At 75.1% G+C, this 18,092-nt stretch carries 15 protein-coding genes; 7 read left to right on the top strand and 8 right to left on the bottom strand.

Features of this window, described 5'->3' with window-relative positions; genetic code table 11:
• Positions 1 to 71: 71 nt before the first annotated feature.
• Positions 72 to 497, bottom strand: a complete 426-nt coding sequence (locus ACGFIG_RS25300) for a type II toxin-antitoxin system Phd/YefM family antitoxin (protein ID WP_393006880.1) — start codon at positions 495 to 497, stop codon at positions 72 to 74.
• Positions 498 to 714: 217 nt separating this feature from the next.
• On the opposite strand from ACGFIG_RS25300, the gene ACGFIG_RS25295 reads away from it, so the two are divergent.
• Together ACGFIG_RS25295 and ACGFIG_RS25290 are read left to right on the top strand one after the other, a co-directional pair.
• Positions 715 to 2,253: a chitinase gene (locus ACGFIG_RS25295; RefSeq protein WP_393007389.1), complete on the top strand. Its 1,539-nt coding sequence runs from the start codon at positions 715 to 717 to the stop codon at positions 2,251 to 2,253.
• A gap of 264 nt (positions 2,254 to 2,517) precedes the next feature.
• Positions 2,518 to 3,105 carry a TOPRIM nucleotidyl transferase/hydrolase domain-containing protein gene (locus tag ACGFIG_RS25290; RefSeq protein ID WP_393006878.1) on the top strand — a complete coding sequence of 196 codons (588 nt, stop codon included), beginning with the start codon at positions 2,518 to 2,520 and terminating at the stop codon, positions 3,103 to 3,105.
• Here the strand turns inward: ACGFIG_RS25290 and ACGFIG_RS25285 are convergent.
• On the bottom strand, positions 3,076 to 3,651 hold the full coding sequence (locus tag ACGFIG_RS25285; protein WP_393006876.1) for a GNAT family N-acetyltransferase: 576 nt from the start codon (positions 3,649 to 3,651) through the stop codon (positions 3,076 to 3,078). The genes ACGFIG_RS25290 and ACGFIG_RS25285 overlap by 30 nt on opposite strands.
• A 110-nt stretch (positions 3,652 to 3,761) precedes the next feature.
• Here ACGFIG_RS25285 and ACGFIG_RS25280 point away from each other — a divergent pair, with 110 nt between their 5' ends.
• Genes ACGFIG_RS25280 through ACGFIG_RS25270 form a run of 3 tightly spaced genes read left to right on the top strand, consistent with a single transcriptional unit; the run spans position 3,762 to position 7,227 of the window.
• Positions 3,762 to 4,286 (top strand): PadR family transcriptional regulator, encoded by a 525-nt coding sequence (locus tag ACGFIG_RS25280; RefSeq protein ID WP_393006874.1) that lies wholly within the window; start codon positions 3,762 to 3,764, stop codon positions 4,284 to 4,286.
• Complete coding sequence (locus tag ACGFIG_RS25275; protein WP_393006872.1) at positions 4,283 to 4,963, top strand: ABC transporter ATP-binding protein; 681 nt, start codon at positions 4,283 to 4,285, stop codon at positions 4,961 to 4,963. Before ACGFIG_RS25280 ends, ACGFIG_RS25275 begins: the two co-directional genes overlap by 4 nt.
• Positions 4,960 to 7,227, top strand: a complete 2,268-nt coding sequence (locus ACGFIG_RS25270; RefSeq protein ID WP_393006870.1) for an FtsX-like permease family protein — start codon at positions 4,960 to 4,962, stop codon at positions 7,225 to 7,227. Before ACGFIG_RS25275 ends, ACGFIG_RS25270 begins: the two co-directional genes overlap by 4 nt.
• A 71-nt stretch (positions 7,228 to 7,298) precedes the next feature.
• Here the strand turns inward: ACGFIG_RS25270 and ACGFIG_RS25265 are convergent, their stop codons facing one another.
• From ACGFIG_RS25265 to ACGFIG_RS25245, 5 genes are all read right to left on the bottom strand, one after another.
• Complete coding sequence (locus ACGFIG_RS25265; RefSeq protein WP_393006868.1) at positions 7,299 to 8,450, bottom strand: (Fe-S)-binding protein; 1,152 nt, start codon at positions 8,448 to 8,450, stop codon at positions 7,299 to 7,301.
• On the bottom strand, positions 8,447 to 9,832 hold the full coding sequence (locus tag ACGFIG_RS25260; RefSeq protein ID WP_393006866.1) for an FAD-binding oxidoreductase: 1,386 nt from the start codon (positions 9,830 to 9,832) through the stop codon (positions 8,447 to 8,449). Before ACGFIG_RS25260 ends, ACGFIG_RS25265 begins: the two co-directional genes overlap by 4 nt.
• Positions 9,833 to 10,019: 187 nt before the next feature.
• Positions 10,020 to 10,817 carry a sugar phosphate isomerase/epimerase family protein gene (locus ACGFIG_RS25255; protein WP_393007387.1) on the bottom strand — a complete coding sequence of 266 codons (798 nt, stop codon included), beginning with the start codon at positions 10,815 to 10,817 and terminating at the stop codon, positions 10,020 to 10,022.
• A gap of 174 nt (positions 10,818 to 10,991) precedes the next feature.
• The gene (locus tag ACGFIG_RS25250; protein WP_393007385.1) at positions 10,992 to 12,146 is read right to left on the bottom strand and encodes a dihydrodipicolinate synthase family protein; all 1,155 of its coding nucleotides are present in this window, start codon (positions 12,144 to 12,146) and stop codon (positions 10,992 to 10,994) included.
• A 116-nt stretch (positions 12,147 to 12,262) separates the two neighbouring features.
• Complete coding sequence (locus ACGFIG_RS25245; RefSeq protein ID WP_393006864.1) at positions 12,263 to 13,414, bottom strand: Gfo/Idh/MocA family protein; 1,152 nt, start codon at positions 13,412 to 13,414, stop codon at positions 12,263 to 12,265.
• A gap of 284 nt (positions 13,415 to 13,698) precedes the next feature.
• Here ACGFIG_RS25245 and ACGFIG_RS25240 point away from each other — a divergent pair, with 284 nt between their 5' ends.
• Positions 13,699 to 14,745: a LacI family DNA-binding transcriptional regulator gene (locus ACGFIG_RS25240; protein WP_393006862.1), complete on the top strand. Its 1,047-nt coding sequence runs from the start codon at positions 13,699 to 13,701 to the stop codon at positions 14,743 to 14,745.
• 153 nt (positions 14,746 to 14,898) lie between these two features.
• Here ACGFIG_RS25240 and ACGFIG_RS25235 read toward each other — a convergent pair whose 3' ends face one another.
• Positions 14,899 to 16,152, bottom strand: coding sequence for a hypothetical protein (locus ACGFIG_RS25235; protein ID WP_393006860.1), 1,254 nt, complete (start codon positions 16,150 to 16,152; stop codon positions 14,899 to 14,901).
• 229 nt (positions 16,153 to 16,381) lie between these two features.
• Between ACGFIG_RS25235 and ACGFIG_RS25230 the strand changes: the two genes are divergently transcribed.
• Positions 16,382 to 17,935: an NAD(P)/FAD-dependent oxidoreductase gene (locus ACGFIG_RS25230; protein WP_393006858.1), complete on the top strand. Its 1,554-nt coding sequence runs from the start codon at positions 16,382 to 16,384 to the stop codon at positions 17,933 to 17,935.
• Positions 17,936 to 18,092 lie beyond the last annotated feature (157 nt).

The following is an 18,092-nucleotide window of genomic DNA, read 5'->3' as shown; positions in this document are numbered from 1 at the left end:
GGCACGCTGTACGACGCCGACGCCGGACGAGACACGTGGACGGCAGCGGCGCTGGACCGCAGCGGGCCCGGTCAGGCGGCGGGGTCGGCAGCCAGCAGGTCGGCGTGCGCGGCACGGAGCCGGGCGAGGCCCGGGTCGCTGCCCGGCGTGACGCGCCGGTCGAGCTCCGCCCACACCTCGGCGAGGGCGGCGGTGACCGCGCGCAGCTCGGCGGAGTGGCGGCGGCTGCTCAGCCGGTGCGCCTCGTCGAGGCGGCGGGCCCAACCGGCGGTGACGGTGGCGAGGCGGTCGGCGTCGGCGCGGGCCTGGGCGGCGCTGCGGGCGGCCGCCGCGGGGACGATCGCGGCGACGGGTCGGGGGTCGCCGTCGCGGGTGACGATGGTGACGGTGTCGGTCAACTCGGCCAGCGCGACGAGTTGGGTGAGCCGGGTGCGCGCCTCGCGCAGCGGCACCGAGCGCGGCTGGTCGGTGTGCGGGGTGAGAGCGGGGACAGCCATGGATGGATGGTCGCCCCCGGGTACGACATTTCCGCACGCCGGCGGTCCAGGATGGACGCAGGGGGCCGAAAACTCGCGCGGGGCACGGGGCGAAACGGATCGGGAAGTCCGGTCGGCACACCTGGACAACTACAGTTAACAATCCTAATAATTGTGCATCCGTCGATCCGACGGCCCTCGTACCCGGGAGGTCCGGATGCGTCGCCCTGCCCGAAACCTGCTGCTGGCCGCCGTCGCGGCCCTCGCCACCGTCACGGCCACCACGCTGACCCTGGCCGCGCCGGCCCGCGCCGCCGGCCCGACCGCCACCTTCGTCAAGACCGCCGACTGGGGCACCGGATGGGAGGGGCGCTACACCGTCACCAACGGCGGCCCGGGCACCATCACCGGCTGGCAGGTCGCCTTCACCCTGCCCGCGGGCACCACGCTCGGCTCCTACTGGGACGCCACGGTGAGCAGCGCCGGCCAGCGGCACACGTTCACCAACCGCTCGTGGAACGGCACCGTGGCCCCCGGCGCCTCGGTGTCGTTCGGCTTCCTGGCCACCGGCTCCGGATCCCCCACCGACTGCACGGTCAACGGCGCCCCGTGTTCCGGCGGGACCCCCACCAGCCCGCCGACCACGCCCCCGCCCACCACCGCCCCGCCCACCACCGCCCCGCCCACCACCGCGCCGCCCACGACACCACCGCCGACCACCCCGCCGCCGACCACTCCCCCGCCCGGCGGGCTGCCCCGGCACGCGTTGATCGGCTACCTGCACGCCAGCTTCGCCAACGGCTCGGGCTACCTGCGGATGGCCGACGTGCCCGCCGACTGGGACATCGTCAACCTCGCCTTCGGCGAGCCCACCACGGTCACCTCGGGCGACATCCGGTTCCAGCTCTGCCCGCCGAGCGAGTGCCCGGGCGTCGAGACCGAGGCCGAGTTCGTCGCGGCGATCCGCGCCAAGCAGGCGCAGGGCAAAAAGGTGCTGCTCTCCATCGGCGGGCAGAACGGCCAGGTCCAGCTCACCACGACCGCCGCCCGGGACACCTTCGTCCGGTCGGTGGCGACCATCATCGACCGGTACGGCCTCGACGGGCTCGACATCGACTTCGAGGGACATTCGCTCTACCTCGACACCGGCGACACCGACTTCCGCAACCCGACCACGCCGGTGATCGTCAACCTGATCTCCGCGATCCGCACCCTCAAGCAGCGGTACGGGGCGGGCTTCGTGCTCACCATGGCGCCCGAGACGTTCTTCGTCCAGCTCGGCTACCAGTTCTACGGCTCGGGGCCGTGGGGCGGGCAGGACCCGCGCGCCGGGTCGTACCTGCCGGTGATCCACGCGCTGCGCGACGACATCACCGTGCTGCACGTGCAGGACTACAACTCGGGGCCAATCATGGGGCTCGACAACCAGTACCACAGCATGGGCAGCGCGGACTTCCACGTCGCGATGACCGACATGCTGCTCGCCGGCTTCCCCGTCGCCGGCAACGCCGACCGCGTCTTCCCGCCGCTGCGTGAGGACCAGGTGGCCTTCGGCGCGCCCTCCTCCCCCAGCGCCGGCAACGGCTACCTCGCCCCGGCCGGGGTGCAGGCCGCGGTGACCTGCCTGGTGAAGGGACAGGGCTGCGGCTCGTACGCCCCGCGCAGCGGCACCAACCCCGCCTTCCGCGGCCTGATGACCTGGTCGATCAACTGGGACCGGTTCTACGCCTGGGAGTTCCGCCTCAGCCACGGCCCGTTCCTGCGGTCGCTGCCCTGACGCAGGCGCCGGCGCCCGGGTCACCCGGCCCGGGCGGCGGCACCACCGCCGGCCCCCGGTGGGTCCGTGCCGCCCGCAATCCGGTTGCGTCGGGGCCCGGCCCGGTCCACGCTCCCCTGACGGGCAGGCCGCGCTGCCCCGGCGGGCGACGGGCCGCGCTGCCCGCCCGACGCACGTCGTCCCGGTGGCACATCCCGCACTTCGGGGCCGGACCGCCGGGCCGACCCCGGGCGGGCGCTGCGGCATCGGGGACGGGGAGGCGGAGTGCGGAGCATCGGTGACCTGGCGCACGGGACCGAGGCGCGGACGGTCGTGCTCGTCGAGGGGCCGAGCGACCGGGCCGCCCTGGAGACCCTCGCCGCGCGCCGCGGCCGGGACCTCGACGCCGAGGGCGTACGGGTGGTGGCCATGGGCGGCGCGACGAACATCGGCCACTTCCTCGACCAGCTCGGCCCTGCGGGACGCGGCCTGCGGTTGGCCGGCCTCTACGACGAGGCCGAGGAGGGCTACTTCCGGCGCGGGCTGGAACGCTGCGGCTTCGGCGTCGACCTGTCCCGGGTCGACCTGGCGGCCCTCGGGTTCCACGTCTGCGTGGCCGACCTGGAGGACGAACTGATCCGTGCGGTCGGCGTCGCCGAGGTCCAGGACGTGCTCGCCGCCGAGGGCGAGCAGCGCTCGTTCGACCTGTTCCAGCGACAGCCGGCGCAGCGGGGCCGGCCCGTCGAGGCGCAGTTGCGCCGGTTCCTCGGCACCCGGTCCGGCCGCAAGAGCGTGTACGCGCGGCTGCTCGTGGCGGCGCTGGAGCCGGACCGGGTGCCCCGCTCACTCGACGCGGTGCTCGCCGGCGTCTGAGCGCACGCCGCGCCACTCGGGCGCCAGCACCGACCACACCTCGATGTCGATCCGCCCGGCCGGACCCGGGTAGACCTCGCGCAGCGTCCCGTCGAGGCGCATGCCCAGCCGCCGGGCGGTGGCGATGCTACGGACGTTGTCCGCCTTGGTGCGCCACTCGATCCGGTGGATGCCGCGCTCGCGTACCGCCCAGTCGACGATCCGGCCGACCGCCCGGGTGACCAGCCCGTGGCCCTCCCCCGCGGGCTCCAGCCAGCAGCCCGCCTCGCAGACGCCCGACGCGGTGTCGAACGAGACGAACATGACCCCGCCGACCAGCTCGCCCCGCCGCCAGATGCCCCAGATGCCGCCGGCGTCGCGCGCCCACCGGTCCGCGTAGCCCTGGAGCACGGCCCGGGCGGCGTCGAGGTCGCCGACGACGAACGAGGGTGACACCCAGGGCACGATGTGCGCGCGGGCCCGGTCGAGGTGGGCGAGGAACTCCTCGGCCCGCCAGGGTTCCAAGGGACGCAGTTCCGCATCCTCGGTCAGGGACAGGGCGAACACGTGACCTCCCGGCGCAAAAGGTTGAGCGGGCACTGTAGTCGGCTCGCGGTGGACCAGCGCGGCGCGACCGGTATACACCCGAGGTATACGCGGTGTGTATAGTCCCGGCCATGTCGATCGGACAGACCTTCCTCGGCCTCCTGGAGGCCACTCCCCGCCACGGCTACGACATCAAGCGCCTCTACGACGAGCGCTTCGGCCACGCCCGCCCGCTCGCATACGGGCAGGTCTACGCCACCCTCTCCCGGCTGCTGCGCGGCGGCCTGGTCGAGGTGGACGCCGTCGAGCCGGGCGAGGGCCCGGAGCGCAAGCGGTACGCGATCACCGAGGCCGGTGTCACCGACGTGGCCCAGTGGCTGGCCCGGGCCGAGAAGCCCGAGCCGTACCTGCAGAGCACCCTCTACACCAAGGTGGTGCTGGCCCTGCTGACCGGCCGCCCCGCCGCCGACGTGCTCGACGTGCAGCGCGCCGAGCACCTGCGGATGATGCGCGAGCTGACCCGCCGCAAGCGCGACGGCGACCTCGCCGAGCAGCTGGTCTGCGACCACGCCCTGTTCCATCTGGAGGCCGACCTGCGCTGGCTGGAGCTGACCGCCGCCCGCCTCGACGAGCTGGCCGCGACGGTGCGGTCGTGAGCGCCCCGCTGCTTGTCGCCGAGGACCTGCACCGCTCGTTCGGGCCGACCCGGGCGCTCGCCGGGGCCAGCCTGCGCGTGCACCCGGGCGAGGTGCTGGCGATCATGGGCTCGTCGGGCTCCGGCAAGTCCACCCTGCTGCACTGCCTCGCCGGCATCGCCCGGCCAGACTCCGGCCGCGTGCGCTACGCCGGCCGCGACCTCACCGCGCTGAGCGACGCCGAGCGCAGCGCGCTGCGCCGGGAGGAGTTCGGCTTCATCTTCCAGTTCGGCCAGCTCGTGCCGGAGCTGACCTGCCTGGAGAACGTCGCGCTGCCGCTGCGCCTGGCCCGGGTCGGCCGACGCGACGCCCAGCGGCGGGCCGCCGAGTGGCTGGAGCGCCTGGAGGTCGCCGACGTGGCCGGCAAGCGGCCCGGCGAGGTCTCCGGTGGGCAGGGGCAGCGGGTGGCGGTCGCCCGGGCGCTGGTCAGCCGGCCCCGGGTGGTCTTCGCCGACGAACCCACCGGGGCGCTCGACTCGCTGAACGGCGAGCGGGTCATGCGGCTGCTCACCGCCGCCGCCCGGGACACCGGGGCGGCCGTGGTGCTGGTGACCCACGAGGCGCGGGTCGCCGCGTACTCCGATCGGGAGGTCGTGGTGCGCGACGGGCGCACCCGGGACCTGGAGGTCGCGGCGTGACGCGGCTGCGCGACCGGGCGGCCGACCTGGCGATGGGCGCCCGGATGGCGGTCACCGGCGGGCGCGACGGCTGGCTGCGGGCGGTGCTCACCGCGCTCGGCGTCGGGGTGGGGGTGGCGATGCTGCTGCTCGCCGCCGCCGTGCCCGGCGCGCTGGACGCCCGGCAGGCGCGCGGCGACGCCCGCGACGACCTGCGGATGGGCGAGAAGATCCCGGCCGCCGCGAACACCCTGCTGATCCGGCAGAGCGACACCGAGTTCCGGGGACGGTCGGTGCGGGGCCGGATCGTGCGGCCGGAGGGGCCGGCCGCACCGGTCCCGCCGGGGGTGGGCGCGCTGCCCCGCGCCGGCGAGGTGCTGGTCTCCCCCGCCCTGCGCGACCTGCTCGACTCCGACGACGGCGCGCTGTTCGCGCCCCGGCTGGCCGGCGCCACGGTCGTCGGCGTCATCGGTGCCGAGGGGCTGGCCGGCCCGCGCGAGCTGGCCTACTACCTGGGCAGCGCCACCCTCGCCGCCGACGACGCCATCCGGCTGGACGCGTTCGGTGGCGGGCTGCCCGGCGAGGCCTTCGACCCCGTGCTGGTGGTGCTGGTGGTCGTCATCTTCGTGGTGCTGCTGCTGCCCATCGCGGTCTTCCTCGGCGCGGCCGTGCGGTTCGGCGGGGAGCGGCGCGACCGGCGGCTGGCCGCGCTGCGGCTGATCGGCGCGGACGCCGCGATGATCCGTCGGATCGCCGCCGGGGAGGCCGCCGCCGGCGCGCTGCTCGGCGTCGCGGCCGGCGGTGCGCTCTTCGCGCTCGGCCGGCAGGTGGTGCCGCTGGTCACCCTCATGGACCTCAGCGTGTACGCCGCCGACGTGCGCCCGCCGCTGGCGCTGGTGGCCGCCGTCGTGCTGGCCGTGCCGGCGCTCGCCGTCGTCGTGACGCTGGTGTCGATGCGCGCCGTGCTGGTCGAGCCGCTCGGGGTGACCCGGCGCGCCACCCCGGTGCGCCGCCGGCTGGTGTGGCGGCTGCTGCTGCCCGCCGCCGGGCTCGGGCTGCTGCTCGCCGGCGCCGCCGGGGTCGCGCCGCTGGGCGGCGAGCGGCAGACCGCGGCCGGCGCCGTGCTGCTGCTGGTCGGCGTCGTCACCCTGCTGCCCTGGCTGACCGACCTGCTCGTACGCCGGCTGCGCGGCGGCCCCGTCGCGTGGCAGCTCGCGGTGCGCCGTCTCCAGGTCGACAGCGCCGCCTCGGCACGGCTGGTCAACGGCATCGCGGTCGCCGTGGCGGGCACCATCGGGTTGCAGATGCTCTTCGCCGGCGTCGCCGGCCGGTTCACCTTCGACACCGGCCAGGACACCTCCCGGGCCCAGGTGCAGGTGCAGTTCCTCCCGCGGTCGGACGTGGCGGCGGGGCTGGACCGGCTGGCCGGCGCGCCCGGGGTGACCGCGAGCAACGCCACCCTGGCCACCTCCGTCACGGCCGGCGCGGCGTACGGCACGCTGCGGATCGGCGACTGCGCGGCGCTGGCGGAGTTCGCGCGGCTCGACCGGTGCGCCGACGGCGACGTGTTCCTGGTCCCGGACGCGGAGGGCGAGCCGGTTGGGATCGGTGCGGGCAGCGCGGCCACGGTCGCCGACGGGGTGACCTGGCGGGTGCCGCCCACCGCCCGGGAGGTGCCGGTGCGTCCCGACCCGTCCGGCTACCGGCAGGGCGGGGTGCTGGCCACCCCCGGCGCGGTCGACACCGCCCGGCTGGGCCCGCTGCGCGCCGAGGCGTACCTGCGGCTCGCACCCGACCGGCCGGACGCGGTCGAGCACGTCCGCAACGCCGCCGCCGTCGTCGACCCGTACGCCTCGGTGCTCACGCTGACCGAGAGCCGCCAGGCCAGCCAGTTCGTCAACGTCCAGCGCGGCCTCTACGTCGGCGCGGTGGTCACGCTGCTGCTGATCGGGGCCAGCATGCTGGTCGGCGTACTGGAGCAGTTGCGGGAGCGCCGCCGGCTGCTGGCGATGCTGGTCGCGGTGGGCACCCGCCGCTCCACGCTGAGCTGGTCGGTGCTGTGGCAGAGCGCCGTGCCGGTGGTGATCGGGCTCGCCCTGGCGGTCGTGTTCGGCCTCGGCCTCGGCGCGGCGCTGCTGCGCATGGTGCAGACGCCGGTGACGGTCGCCTGGCCGACGCTGGGCATCTCCACCGGCCTCGGGGCGGCGGTGGTGCTGCTGGTGACGGGGCTCAGCCTGCCGGTGCTGTGGCGGCTCACCCGCCCGGACGGCATCCGTACGGAATGATCCCCGGCCGGGGGTCCGCTCGGGGCCCTCGACCTGTCGGGGCTGCGCCCGGCGGCGGCGCTGCCGCGGGGCTACGGCGACTCGACCCGGGCGAGCAGCTCGGCGAGGTGCACTGCCCGTACGGCCGACCGGCGCCGGCGCAGCCCCGTGCGCAACTGCCGCAGGCAGCCCGGGTTGACCACCACCACCAGGTCCACGCCCGCGGCCTCGATCTCGTCGAGCTTCGCGTCGAGGATCCGGCGGGACTCCTTCGGGCGCAGCAGCGAGTACGTGCCGGCCGCCCCGCAACAGGTGGCCGCCGAGGGCAGCTCCACGTAGTCGGCGACCTGACGCAGCAGCGCCCGGGGCTCGGCGAACACGCCGAGGCCGTTGCGCAGGTGGCAGGAGTCCTGGAGGGCGACCCGGGCGCGCCGCCCGCCGACCCGCAGCTCGGCCCCGGCGGGCCGGTCGGCCAGCCAGGTGGACAGCTCGCGCACCCGCTCGGCGCCGAGCACGGAGGCGAGATGGGCGGCGCAGCCGCCGGAGGTGGTGACGATCGTGCCCGGCAGGTCCGCGCCGAGGCGTTCGGCCAGCCGTTCGCCGCCGGCCAGGTCGCCGTTGTGCGCGTGCAGTGCGCCGCAGCAGCCCTGCGCCGTGGGGACGGCCAGCTCGGGCGCGAGCGCGTGCGCCGCCCGGCTGACCGCCGGGTAGAGCCCCCGCTCGACACAGCCCAGCATCAGGTGCCCGCCTGTGTCAGGCCCGGCGGGGGCGGCGGGCATGGGGGCGGTCGCCGTCGCGGATGCCCCGCCCGGAGCGGGCGTGGGCTGGGCTTGCGTGGCCTGGGCCGGGGTGCCGGCCCGGCCGCGGGCGGCGCGGCGGACGAGGCCGGACAGTCGCAGCAGCCAGCGTTGCTCGACGAACAGCATGAGCGCCCGGGCCACCAGCGGCCGCCGCCAGCCGCGCCACTGGTGCACCCGCCACTGCTCCAGCAGGCTGCCGTACTCGACGCCGGCCGGGCAGACCGGCTCGCAGGCCCGGCAGCCCAGGCAGAACGAGGACTGCTCGGCGAGGGTGGCGTCGTCCGGGGGCAGGGTGCCGTCCTGCAACGCCCGCATCAGCGTGATCCGGCCGCGCGGCGAGGACGCCTCGTCGCCGGTCATCGCGTACGTGGGGCAGGCCGGCAGGCAGAACCCGCAGGAGATGCAGCGCGACAGCTGCTCCGGATCGAACACGTCACCGGTCATGAGCCGAGCTTTCCGGGGTTGAGGATGCCCGCCGGGTCGAAGGCCGTCTTGATCCGGCGCAGCAGGGCGAGCTGGTCGTCGCCGAGGCGGGCGGCGAGGAACGGCAGCTTCGCCGCCCCCACCCCGTGCTCGCCGGTGATGGTGCCCCCGAGGTCGATGGCGGCGGCGAAGACGTCGGCGAAGGCCGCCTCGGCCCGGCGTACGGCCTCGTGGTCCTCGGCCGAGTCGAGCACACAGGTGGGGTGCAGGTTGCCGTCGCCGGCGTGGCCGAAGGTGGCGATGGCGACGTCGTGCCGGGCGGCGATGGCGTCGATGCGGTCGACCATCTCGGCGATGCGCGGCCGGGGCACGGTCGCGTCCTCCAGGATGGTCACCCCGCCCCGGCGGGACAGCGCCGGCAGCGCGCAGCGGCGGGCGGCCAGCAGTGCCTCGGCCTGGGCGACCTCGCGGGCCGTGGTCACCTCCACCGCGCCGGCCTCGACGCAGGCGGCGCCGATCCGGTCCAGATGGGCGGCGACGAGGTCGGGTGGGCCGTCGTCGCCGAAGAGCAGCAGGGCACCGGCGTCAGCGCGCAACCCCAGGTGGGCGAAGTCCTCGACGGCGTCGATGCAGGCCCGGTCGAGGAACTCCAGCGTCGCCGGCACCACGCCGGCCCGGATCACCCGGGCGACCGCCTCCCCCGCGTCGGCGAGCGTGGGAAAGTACGCGACGCCGGTGTTCGCCGACGCCGGCGCGGGCAGCAGCGCCACGGTCGCCTCGGTGATCACGGCGAGGGTGCCCTCGGAGCCGGTGAGCAGCCGGGTCAGGTCGTAGCCGGCGACGTCCTTCCACAGCCGGCCGCCGGTGCGGATCACCTCGCCGGTGGCCAGCACCGCCTCCAGGCCCAGCACGTAGTTGCGGGTCACGCCGTATTTCAGCCCGCGCAGCCCGCCCGCGCAGGTGGCGATGGTGCCGCCGACGGTGGCGACCGTGCGGCTGCCCGGATCGGGTGCCCAGAGCAGGCCCCGCGCGGCGGCGGCGTCGGCCAGGGCGGCGCTGGTCACGCCCGGTTGCACCCGGGCGAGCAGCTCGTCGGCGCTGACCTCCAGGATGGCCTTGAGCCGGGTCAGCACCAGCACGATCCCGCCGCGCAGCGGTACGGTCGCGGCGCACAGGTTGGAGCCGGCGCCCCGGGGCACCACGGGCACCCGGTGCCGGGTGGCGAGCGCCAGCACCGCGGCGACCTCGGCGGTGTCGGCCGGGAAGACCACCGCGTCCGGCCGGTGCGAGAAGAGCGGCGTGGCGTCCCGCGCGTACGCCACGAGGTCGCCGGCCGCGTCGTGCACGTGCGACGCACCGACGATGCCGCGCAACTCGGCGAGAACGGTCGCGGACAGCGCCATGCCCACCCTTCCCGGCGCGCCGGCCGCGCCTGTAGGTTTTTGCCGGCCTATGACCGGCTGTCTGGCGACATTTTCCACCGATCATAGAGAGCCGGGCGGGCGAGGTGAAGGGACTCCGGGCTCGCGCCGGTCAGCCGGCCGGTCGATTCGGGCGCGGACAGCCTCCGCCGACCGGCCGGGAGCGCCGTCAGGCGACGTGGCGCAGGTATCCCGCGACGGAGGCGTCCAGCACCTCCCGGCCCGGCCGGTCCCACACCTCGGCCGAGAAGACCTCCACCTCGACCGGCCCGGTGTAGCCGGCCGCGTCGACGGCCTCCCGCAGCCGGCGCAGCTCGATGCAGCCGTCGCCGGGCAGGGCCCGGCCGAGCAGCACCCCCTCGGGCAGCGGGGTGACCCAGTCGCACACCTGGAACGCGGCGATCCGCGCCCCGGCGCGGGCGATCTGCGCGTACACCGTGTCGTCCCACCACACGTGGTACGCGTCGACGACGACCCCGACCACGCCCGGGTCGAACCCCTCGGCGATGTCGAGCGCCTGACCGAGGGTGGAGACCACGCAGCGGTCCGCGCAGAACATCGGGTGCAGCGGCTCGATCGCCAGGGTCACCCCTGCCGCGGCGGCGTGCGGGGCCAACTCGGCGACGGCGTCGGCGACCCGGCGGCGGGCCCCGTCGACGTCCCGGCTGCCCGCCGGCAGCCCGCCGGAGACCAGCACCAGGACCGAGGTGCCGAGGGCGGCGGCCTCCTCGATGGCCCGCAGGTTCTCCTCCCGCCAGCCGTCGGCCGTGAAGAAGCCGCCCCGGCACAGGGACGTCACCTCGAGTCCGGCGTCGCGGACCAGCTTCGCGGCGCGCGCCAGCCCGTAGCCGGCAACCGGCTCCCGCCACAGCCCGATTCCCGGCACGCCGGCCGCGACGCAGCCGGCGACCACCTCGGGCAACGCCCAGTGCTGCGACGTGGCCTGGTTGAACGAGAACCGCCGCAGGGCGTCCACGCGGTCCCCCTCCCCGTGTGCGACCGCGGGGCTCGCGGGACCGGCGCTCACTGGGCCGCCTCCGTTCGCGACTGCGGGGCTCGCAAACCCCGCTCACTCCTCGCGCTCACCGAGCCGCCTCCGTTCGCGACTGCGGGGCTCGCAAACCCCGCTCACTCCTCGCGCTCACTGGGGCACCCCCGCCACGGCGAACAGCGCCCGGGCGCGGGCCGCGGCCAGCTCCGCGTCCGGCAGCAGTCCGGCGGCGTCGGCGAGGGTGAGCAGGGTGGCCAGGTGCGCCGGCGAGCGGCCGGACTGCGCCCCACCGACCATCGTGAAGTGGTCCTGGTGCCCGGCCAGCCAGGCCAGGAAGACGATGCCCGTCTTGTAGTGCCAGGTCGGGGCCGCGAAGATGTGCCGGGCCAGGGGCACGGTCGGCGCGAAGATCTCCTCGTACGCCGTCGGCTCCCCCCGGTCGAGCGCGGCGAGCGCCGCGGCGGCGGCCGGCGCGATCGCGGCGAACACCCCGAGCAGCGCGTCGGAGTGGCCGTCCGCGTCGCCCCGGATCAGCTCCGGGTAGTGGAAATCGTCGCCGGTGTAGAGCCGCACCCCGGCGGGCAACCTGCGGCGCAACGCCACCTCACGGTCGGCGTCCAGCAGGGAGACCTTGATCCCGTCCACCCGGGTGTCGTGGGCCTTGATCAGCTCGATGACCGCGTCGGCGGCCTCGTCCAGGTCGGCCGACCCCCAGTAGCCCGCCAACGCCGGGTCGAACATCGGGCCGAGCCAGTGCAGCACCACCGGCCCGTCGGCGGCGGCCAGCAGCTCGTCGTACACCCGCAGGTAGTCCTCCGGGCCCCGGGCGGCGGCGGCCAGGTGGCGGCTGCACATCAGCACCGGACGGGCCCCGGCGGCCCGCACGTCGTCGAGCTGCTCGCGGTAGGCGCGGGCCACCTCGGCGAGGGTCGCCGGGCCGGGCGGAAGCTGGTCCGTGCCGACCCCGGCGACGATCCGCCCACCGACCGCGCGCGCCTCGGCGGCGCTGCGCCGGATCAGCTCGCGGGTGGCCGGGTAGTCCAGCCCCATGCCGCGCTGCGCGGTGTCCATCGCCTCGGCCACCCCGAAGCCGTACGACCACAGGTGGTGCCGGAAGGCCAGGGTGCGCTCCCAGTCGAGCACCGCCGGGGCGCCCGGGACGTTCTCCGCCGCCGGATCGGCCACCACGTGCGCGGCGGCGTACGCGATCCGGCTGGCGGGCGGCCCGGCGGGGCGCGGAAAGCCGGCACCCCCGCGCAGCCGGTACCGCCGCCCACCGGGCAGCACCACGTCGGCGGCGCGCAGAGGTCCGCCTTCCGTTCGCGACTGCGGGGCTCGCAAGCCCGGCTCACTCCTCGCGCTCACAGGTCCGCCTTCCGTTCGCGACTGCGGGGCTCGCAGACCCGGCTCACTCCTCGCGCTCACAGGTCCAGCTCCGGGATGGTCAGCCGGACGCCCTCGCGCGCCGAGCGCAGGCCCAGCTCGGCGAGCTGCACGCCGCGCGCGCCGGCCAGGAAGTCCCACGGGAACGGCTCGTTCGCCACGACGTGCCGCAGGAACGCCTCCCACTGCACCTTGAAGCCGTTGTCGAACTCCTCGTTGTCCGGCACCTCCGTCCACTGTGACCGGAAGGGCTCGGTGACCGGCAGGTCGGGGTTCCACACCGGCTTCGGGGTGACCGCCCGGTGCTGCACCCGGCAACTGCGCAGCCCGGCCACGGCGCTGCCCTCGGTGCCGTCGACCTGGAACTCGACGAGCTCGTCACGGTGCACCCGCACGCACCACGAGGAGTTGAGCTGCGCGACCACGCCGCCGTCGAGCTCGAAGATGCCGTACGCGGCGTCGTCGGCGGTCGCCGGGTAGCTGCGCCCCGCCTCGTCGACCCGCTGCGGCACGTGCGTCGCGGTGACACAGGAGACCGTTCGCACCCTGCCGAAGAGCTCCTCCAGCACGTACTGCCAGTGCGGGAACATGTCCACGACGATGCCGCCGCCGTCCTCGCTGCGGTAGTTCCAGGACGGGCGCTGGGCCGGCTGCCAGTCGCCCTCGAAGACCCAGTAGCCGAACTCGCCCCGCACCGACAGGATCCGCCCGAAGAAGCCGCCGTCGATGAGCCGCTTGAGCTTGCGCAGCCCGGGCAGGAAGAGCTTGTCCTGCACCACCCCCGTACGCACGCCGGCGGCACGCGCCGCCCGGGCCAGGTCCAGGGCGCCCTCGGTGTCCTCGGCCAGGGGCTTCTCGGTGTAGACGTGCTTGCCGGCCTCCAGCGCCCGCCGGATCGCCTTCTCGCGCTGCTGGGTGACCTGGGCGTCGAAGTAGACCTCGACGTCGTCGCGGGCCAGCGCGGCGCTCAGGTCGGTCGTCCAGTCGGTCAGCCCGTGCCGCTCGGCGATCTCGCGGAGCCTGCTCTCGCTGCGGCCGACCAGGACGGGCTCGGGCCAGATCGACGTGCCGTCGGCCAGTGGCACGCCGCCCTGCTCACGGATGGCGAGCAGGGAGCGCACCAGGTGCTGCCGGTAGCCCATCCGGCCGGTGACGCCGTTGACGATGATGCCTATCGACCTGCGGGTCATGGTGTTCCTTCCCTCCACGGGCGCCGCCGGCCGAAACGGGGGCGGGCGGCGACCTGTTCCACGCTGCGCCACCGCCGGGAGGCCCCCTGCGGCAGATCTCAGGCAAGCGCTTTCCTGGGCAGCGTAGGGAACGTCTCCCGCCTCAGGCAAGAGGCAGTCCGGCCCGTCGCGCGGCAGGGCGTCGCGCCGCCGGGCACCGGAGCGGGCAAGGACTTTCGCTGCGGTACGGTGACGAATGGCCGGCACCGGGGCGCGGCCGTCGACAAGCGACCGAGGGGGCGGCAGTGGCGACCCTGTCCGACGTGGCCCGGCGGGCGGGGGTCTCGCCCGCGACCGCCTCCCGGGTGATCAACGGCAGCAGCAAGCCCGTCACCGAGGAGCTTCGCGAGCGCGTGCTGCGCGCCGTCGCCGAGCTGCAGTACGTGCCGAACGCGCACGCCCAACTGCTGGCCCGCGCGCACCGGGTGGCGGTCGGCGTCATCGTGCACGACGTCTCCGATCCGTACTTCGCCGAGATCACCCGGGGCCTGCAACGGGTCGCCACCGACCAGGGCCGGCTGCTGACGATCTGCAACAGCTACCGCGACCCCGACCGCGAGCTGGAGTACGTCGAACTGCTGCGCGGCCAGCAGGTCGCCGCGATCATCCTGGCCGGCTCGGGCTACCACGACACCACCTTCACCCGACTGCTCAACGAGAAGCTCGCCGCGTACGAGGCGACCGGCGGACGGGTCGCGGTCATCGGCCGGCACGAGCACTCGGGCGACGCCGTGATGCCGGACAACCGCGCCGGCGGCCGGCTGATCGGCGCGGAGCTGTACGAGCTGGGGCACCGTGAGATCGGGGTGATCGCCGGGCCGGCGGTGCTCACCACCACCACCGACCGGCTCACCGGGCTGCGGGAGTCCCTCGCCGCGCACGGGCTGAGCCTGCCCGAGCACCGCGTACGCCACGCCGAGTTCGACCGCGACGGCGGCGTCGCGGCCACCGCCGCCCTGCTGGACGCGGACCCCGGGCTGACCGCCATCGTCGCGCTCAACGACTCGATGGCCATCGGCGCGCTGGCGCTGCTGCGCTCCCGGTCGGTGGCCGTGCCCCGGCAGGTCTCGGTCATCGGCTTCGACGACATGCCGATCGCCCGGGACGTCACCCCGGCGCTGACCACCGTCCGGCTGCCCCTGGTCGAGATGGGGGCCCGCGCGATGTCGCTGGCGCTCGACCCGGGGGCGGCGACGCCCCGCGTCGAGATCCTGCCCGCCGAGGTGGTGCGCCGCGACAGCACCGGCCCGGCCCCTGAGGCCGCCCCGGCGCGGCCCGGCGTGCCCGGCTGAGCCCGGGCACCGGCCTCGACACCCAACTTCTGCGGCCCTGGCCCGGCCGGGACCGGCGCGTCAGCCGGCTGACGCGCCGAGGGCGAGATGGTGCTCGGACGCAACCTGCCGGACCGGGAAGGGGGCCGTGGGCGGGCGGGGAGCCGTGGACGGTCAGATGATGAAGTGGGTCCAGTAGGCGAGCCAGGTGACGAAGAGCGCACCCTGGAGCAGGGCCAGGGCGGCGGTCAGCCAGGCGTCGGCGCCGGCCTGGCGGGCCCAGCGGGCCAGCACGAGACCGACCGGGAAGACGGCGATCAGGTAGCGCAGCAGGCTCTTGTACACGGGCGGGCCCATCGACAGCGGCACCAGGACCATCGTCAGCCCGTACACGAGGTAGGGCAGCCCGAGCCGGCGGGCGCCCGCGAGCAGCACCACCAGCACGAGCACGGCGATCCACACCCGCAGGGCGTCGCGGGACGGGCTGTCGGTCAGGCCGTGCCAGAGCACCGCCAGCGGATTCTGCACGCGGATGCCCCAACCCGTCTCCTGGGCGCGCTTGTAGGCGAACCAGTCGCCGCTCTGCCACCGGCAGAACGCCATGAAGGTCAGCCAGCCGGCGGGCAGCAGCACCAGCGGCCAGCCCTGGCGCACGTACGACCACCAGGAGCGCGGGCCCAGCCGGTAGCCGTGCTGGCGCAGCAGCACCAGGGCCAGCGGGAGCACGACGAAGAACCCGACCGAGCGACTCAACGCCAGGAAGAAGCCGACGACACCCACGAGCAGCCAGCGTCGCCGCTCGGCGTAGTGGAAGGCGGCCAGCGCGAGGCAGAGGAACAGCGACTCGGTCAGCGCCGCCTGGAACAGGAACCCGGCCGGCAGCAGCACCAGGTAGCGCACGAACCGGCGGGCCGAGGCGTCGTCGCCGAGCAGCCGCTCGCCCAGCCGGTGGGCGTAGAAGAGCATCAGCAGGAACGCGACGTTGGCCACCAGCAGCAGCGCCAGCGCGGTGTCGCCGCCCAGCAGCGGGGCCAACGGACGGGCCAGGAACGGATAGAGCAGGGGGAAGCCGAAGTCGCGCCACGGCTCGTCGAGCGGGAGCCGGGCGAGGTGGTCGTAGAGGAAGGAGTCCCAGGCGAACCAGAGCGCGAGCGCACGGTGCCCGGAGACCGCCCGCTGCTGCTCGCGCATCATCGTCTCGTCCGGCGGGGGCGCCCAGGGCACCTCGTCGAAGGCGCTCAGCGCGAGCACCCCGACGACGCTGAGCACGATCTTCGTACCGAGGAAGACACCGACGACGTACAGCCAGGGCGCCGGCACCCGCCCGGCGGCCCCCGCCACCGCCCGCCGCAGGTCGTGCCCGCGCCCGGCCAGCCCGGCGGACACCGTGCGCCACCGCCGGTGCGCGACGGCCCGCCCTGTCTCCATCACGCGTCTCCCGATCCGGCCGCCCGACCGGTGCCACATCCCCGTTCCGGGGCCGTTGACACGTCGCCGCCCGGTGACACCTCACCGTGCATCGATCGGGCGCCGGGGCGTCACGGGAACGCCGCCGACGATCCGGCGCGGCGGGGGCGGGACGGGAATCCGGGGGTGAGTTCCGGCCGGCACCGGGTAAGCGGGCGCCTCCGGAAGGCGGAAGCGGGAGGCGACGGGCATGGGCGAAGAGCGCGGCACGGTGGTCATCGGCGCGGGGCCGGCGGGCCTGACCGCGGCGTACGAGCTGCTGCGGCGGGACAGCCCGGTCCGGGTGTTCGAGGCCGACGAGGTGGTGGGCGGGATCAGCCGCACCGTCGAGCGCGACGGGTGGCGCTTCGACATCGGCGGACACCGGTTCTTCACGAAGGTGGCCCGGGTCGAGGAATTCTGGCACGAGATCCTGCCCGACGAGGACTTCCTGCTGCGGCCCCGGATGAGCCGGATCTACTACCGGGGCGCCCTGTTCGACTACCCGCTGAGCGCGGCGAACGCCCTGCGCAACCTCGGCGTGCGGGAGGCCGTGCTGTGCATGGGCTCGTACGCGCGCGCCCGGCTACGCCCGCCGAAGGACCAGTCGCACTTCGAGGGCTGGGTCTCGGCCCGGTTCGGCTGGCGGCTGTACTCGATGTTCTTCAAGACGTACACGGAGAAGGTCTGGGGGATGCCGGCCGACCGGTTGCAGGCCGACTGGGCGGCGCAGCGGATCAAGAACCTGTCGCTGGCGAAGGCCGTCCGCAACGCGGTGCTGCCCCGACGCAACCGCAAGGACGTGACCAGCCTGATCGAGGAGTTCCAGTACCCGAGGCTCGGCCCCGGCATGATGTGGGAGCGCTGCGCCGAGGAGGTCCGCCAACGCGGCGGCCGGGTGGACACCGGCACCTGGGTGACCGCCGTGCACCGCGACCCGGAGCGCCGCCGGGCCGTCGCCGTGACCGTCGACGGGGCCGGCGGGCAGCGCACCGAGCCGGCCGCGCACGTCGTCTCCTCGATGCCGATCTCCGAGCTGGTCGCCGCGCTGCGCCCGGCCGCCCCGCCGGAGGTGCTGGCCGCCGCCGCCGACCTGCGGTACCGGGACTTCCTGACCGTCGCGCTGGTGGTGCCGGAGGAGTTCTCGTTCCCGGACAACTGGATCTACGTGCACGACCCGGCCGTGAAGGTCGGCCGGATCCAGAACTTCGGCTCCTGGTCACCGCACCTGGTCAAGGACGGCCGCACCTGCCTCGGCCTGGAGTACTTCGTGTTCGCCGACGACGAGACCTGGCGTACGCCGGACGCCGAGCTGGTCGCCGCCGCGACGGCCGAGCTGGAGCGGCTCGGCCTGGTCCGGCCGGGGGTGGTCGAGGCCGGGTACGTGGTGCGGATGCCGAAGGCGTACCCGGTCTACGACGAGCGCTACCAGCGCAACGTCGACGTGATCCGGGAGTGGCTGGCCCGCGAGGTGCCCAACGTGCACCCGGTGGGACGCAACGGCATGCACCGCTACAACAACCAGGACCACTCGATGCTGACGGCCATGCTCACCGCCGAGAACATCGCCTGCGGCGCCCACCACGACGTGTGGTCGGTCAACGTGGAACAGGACTACCACGAGGAGTCGCGCCACGACGGCGACGGCCACCGGGGCACCGGCCGGGACGCGCCCGTCGTACCGGCCCCACCCGCCGTCGCGATCGGCACGACGCTCGACGGGGCCGCCCGTCCCGACCGGCCCGCCCAGATACCCCTCGGCTGAGCCGACCGGCTGGCGACGGGGCACACCGGTCCGGGCAGCCGAAGCACCCGGAGGTGGCCCGCCTAGGGCCTGTGTCGAAGTCGGTCACAGCCACTCGTTGATGGCCGCGAGGTGGATGGTGGCTTCGTAGCGCACGGCGAGTTTGTCGAACCGGGTG

Source organism: Micromonospora sp. NPDC049048, from assembly GCF_043197615.1.
Classification (GTDB): domain Bacteria; phylum Actinomycetota; class Actinomycetes; order Mycobacteriales; family Micromonosporaceae; genus Micromonospora.
This window is presented reverse-complemented; position numbering and strand designations above follow the sequence as displayed.